The organism is Mesorhizobium sp. M7A.F.Ca.MR.362.00.0.0 (assembly GCF_004023175.1).
GTDB lineage: Bacteria > Pseudomonadota > Alphaproteobacteria > Rhizobiales > Rhizobiaceae > Mesorhizobium.
Window position 1 is genome coordinate 1 of record NZ_RZTF01000184.1, and the last position, 3,602, is coordinate 3,602.

The 3,602-nt window shown below is 61.9% G+C and carries 4 protein-coding genes; 3 read left to right on the plus strand and 1 reads right to left on the minus strand.

From position 1 onward, the window contains the following. On the minus strand, positions 1–688 hold a 688-nt coding region (locus tag EOC06_RS21155), incomplete at its 3' end, for an HAD family hydrolase (protein ID WP_164898675.1). Positions 689–852: 164 nt separating this feature from the next. Here EOC06_RS21155 and EOC06_RS21160 point away from each other — a divergent pair. The 3 genes from EOC06_RS21160 to EOC06_RS43035 form a co-directional block, all read left to right on the plus strand. Then, complete coding sequence (locus tag EOC06_RS21160) at positions 853–2,289, plus strand: glutamine synthetase family protein (RefSeq protein ID WP_164749124.1); 1,437 nt, start codon at positions 853–855, stop codon at positions 2,287–2,289. Between the two features lie 30 nt (positions 2,290–2,319). Further along, on the plus strand, positions 2,320–2,688 hold the full coding sequence (locus EOC06_RS21165; RefSeq protein ID WP_127321903.1) for a four helix bundle protein: 369 nt from the start codon (positions 2,320–2,322) through the stop codon (positions 2,686–2,688). 88 nt (positions 2,689–2,776) lie between these two features. Next, the coding region (locus EOC06_RS43035; protein ID WP_245469862.1) for an FAD-binding oxidoreductase at positions 2,777–3,602 on the plus strand (826 nt) is incomplete at its 3' end.

Below are 3,602 nucleotides of genomic sequence, written 5' to 3' on the forward strand. Positions count from 1 at the left end.
GTCCGGGCAGTTGTCCGAGATCGGATATCTGGCGGAACCTCGATTCGGTTACCGGCGCCTCGACATGCTCCAGCACCCATGTCAGTTCATGCGGCACATGGACACCCCAGCCGCCGGCCTCTATGGCCGGCACCACATCCGACTTCAGCGAGTTGCCGACCATCATGCTTTTCGCCGGACCATCACCGTGGCGGTTGAAGAGCCTGCTATAGGTGGCTGCATTCTTGTCACTGACGATCTCGACCGCGTCGAACAGATCGCCAAGGCCTGAGCCAGCCAGCTTGCGCTCCTGATCGAAGAGGTCGCCCTTGGTGATCAGCACGAGGCGGAATGCGCCGGCAAGCTTTTCGACCGTCTCGCGGGCGTGCGGCAAGGCCTCGATCGGATGGCTCAGCATCTCGCGGCCGGCATCGAGAATCTCCGCTATGACCGAAGCCGGCACGCGGCCTTGCGTGACCTCGATCGCCGTCTCGATCATCGACAGGGTAAATCCCTTGATGCCGAAGCCATAGACGGCGAGGTTGCGCCTTTCGGCCTCCAGCAATCGTGCCGAGATATGCTCGGCTTCGCCATGGTCGACGAGCATGGCGGCAAAGCGCTTTTCCGTCAGCCGGAAGAACTGCTCGTTCTGCCACAGCGTGTCGTCGGCATCGAATCCGATCGTTGTCAGTTTGCCGTTGGGCCGCATTCAATTTCTCGATTAAGATTTGGGGGCCTCGATTGACATGGGACGGCCGAAACTAAGCCGATTGGCGTGATTTTCAACCGCGCCGGCCAATGCCCGACGCGGCTCCCCTTCCCTTCCATAGGAGGGCACGGCTATACTCCACAATCCGCAACCCAATCTGGTGAATGATGCCGCCTGCAAAAAAGGAAGTCCGTCCGTCGAGCCGCGGAGGACGCGCCCGCACGCCTGCCTTCGTGAAAAACCAACGAGGCGTCAAGAACTGGAAGGAAGTCAGCGCCTGGCTGGAGTGGCGCGGCATCGAGGACATCGAGTGCATCACGCCCGATCAGGCAGGCGTTGCGCGTGGCAAGATGATGCCATCGAAGAAATTCACCTCCAACACCTCGCTGGCGCTGCCGTCGGCAGTCTTCATGACGACGATTTCCGGCGGCTACCCCGAGGATGGCAACGGCTTCCATTACCCGGAAGATGACGGCGACCTCAAACTCATGCCCGACCTGTCGACGCTGACGGTGGTGCCTTGGGAAGAAGACCCGACGGCCGCGGTCATCTGCGACCTCGTCCACCAGGACGGACGCTCGGTCGAGTTCACGCCGCGCAATGTGTTGAAACGTGTGGTGGCCGCCTATGACAAGCTCGGCCTGAAGCCAGTGGTGGCGCCCGAGATCGAGTTCTACCTCGTGCGCAAGAATCCCGATCCGGACTATCCGCTGACCCCGCCGGTCGGCCGGTCGGGACGCGCGATCGGTGGCGGCGCCGGCTATTCGATCGCCGGCGTCAACGAATTCGACGAACTGATCGATGACATCTACCATTTCTCTGAAAGCCAGGGCCTGGAGATCGACACGCTGATCCACGAGGAAGGCGCTGGCCAGCTGGAGATCAATCTGCGCCACGGCGACCCGATCGAACTGGCCGACCAGGTGTTCATGTTCAAGCGCACCATTCGCGAGGCGGCGCTGAAGCACGAGATCTACGCCACCTTCATGGCCAAGCCGATCCAGGGGCAACCCGGCTCCGCCATGCACATCCACCAGTCGATCATCGACAAGAAGACCGGACGGAACATCTTTTCGGCCGCTGACGGATCGGAAACCGACGACTTTTTCCACTTCATCGGCGGCATGCAGAAGCATGTGCCGAACGCACTTGTGATGTTCGCGCCCTATGTCAATTCCTACCGCCGGCTGACGCAGGCGGCGTCGGCGCCGGTCAACAACAAATGGGGCTATGACAACCGCACCACGGCGTTTCGTGTGCCGCGCTCGGATCCGGCGGCGCGGCGCGTCGAAAACCGCATCCCGTCCTCCGATGCCAACCCCTATCTGGCGCTGGCGGCATCGCTTGCCTGCGGGCTGATCGGCATCACCAACAAGATCAAGGCCGAGCCTCCCGTGCTGACCACAGCCAATGCCGACGAAATCGACCTGCCGCGTGGCCTGCTCGAAGCCGTCGACCTGTTCGAGGGCGACGAGGAACTCTGCGCGCATCTGGGCAAGTCCTTCGCCGCCACCTATGCGGCGATCAAGCGGGCGGAGTTCGAGACCTTCATGGAAGTGATCAGCCCGTGGGAGCGGGAGTATTTGTTGCTGAATGTGTAGGGAATAGGGCAGTAGGGCAGTAGGGCAAGGATGGCGGCCAAGATTGAATCGTACAGGGATTTAATCGTCTGGCAGCAAGCTATGGATCTGGCGGTATCGATCTACGAAACAACCAGAGCTTGGCCAAGGGATGAACTCTACGGACTGACGACTCAGGTACGCCGTGCAGCCACATCCGTTCCCGCCAACATTGCCGAAGGTTACGGGCGAGAAAGCCGAGCTTCCTATCAGCAATTTCTCAGGATTGCCCAGGGATCCCTCAAGGAACTGGAGACCCATCTGCTAATCGCGCAACGCGTCGGAATCGCCTCGCACGAGACGGTCGAACCCTTGATGACCCGCAGTGAGAGTGTAGGAACGCTCTTGCGGCTTCTGATCCGAAAACTGTCACCGGAATAGCCCCACCTACTGCCCTACTGCCCTACTGCCCTACTGCCCTACTGCCCTACTGCCCTACTGCCCTATTCCCCTACTCCCTGCGAGCATCATGCCTTACCAATCCCCAATTTCCCCCGGCCGTTCCTGGTACGAGGACACGGCGGGACCGAGGCCCGAATATCCCGGACTGGATGGCGACCGGACATGCGATGTCGTCATCATTGGTGGCGGCTTCACCGGGCTGTCGGCGGCGGCGCATCTGGCCAAGGCAGGCACCAATGTCGTGCTGATCGACGCGTACCGCTTCGGCGATGGCGCCTCCGGGCGCAATGGCGGGCAGCTCGGCACCGGCCAGCGCGCCTGGGCCGAGGACCTGGAATCCGAGTATGGCTTGGCCCGCGCCAAGGCGCTGTTTGATCTTGCCGAAGAGGCCAAGGCGCATCTCCTCGAATTCACTGCCGCCAACCAGATCGATATCGACTATATGCCGGGCCAGCTCTCGGTGGCGCACAAGCCCCGCCATGTCGACGACTACAAGGCGCATGCCGAGATCATGGCGAGCCGTTTTGCCTACCCGCATATCTCGTTCATGGATGCCAGGGAGACGGCGGAGCGGTTGGGCTCGACCGCCTATTTCGGCGGCACGCGCGACACCGGCACCGGCCACATCCATCCGATGAAGCTGGTGATCGGCACGGCGCGGGTGGCAGCGCTTGCAGGCGCGCAGCTGTTCGAGGGGACGCCGTCGACCGGCATCATGTCCAGTGGCGGCAAGGTCAAGGTTTCGACACCGAGAGGGACGGTGACGGCCCAGAAATGCCTGATAGCGGTCAACGCCTATGGCGGCACGCTCGAGCCGGTGAGTGCCGCGCACATCATGCCCATCGGTTCCTTCATCGGCGCGACGGTGCCTCTGGGGGCAGAGTCAGATGTGC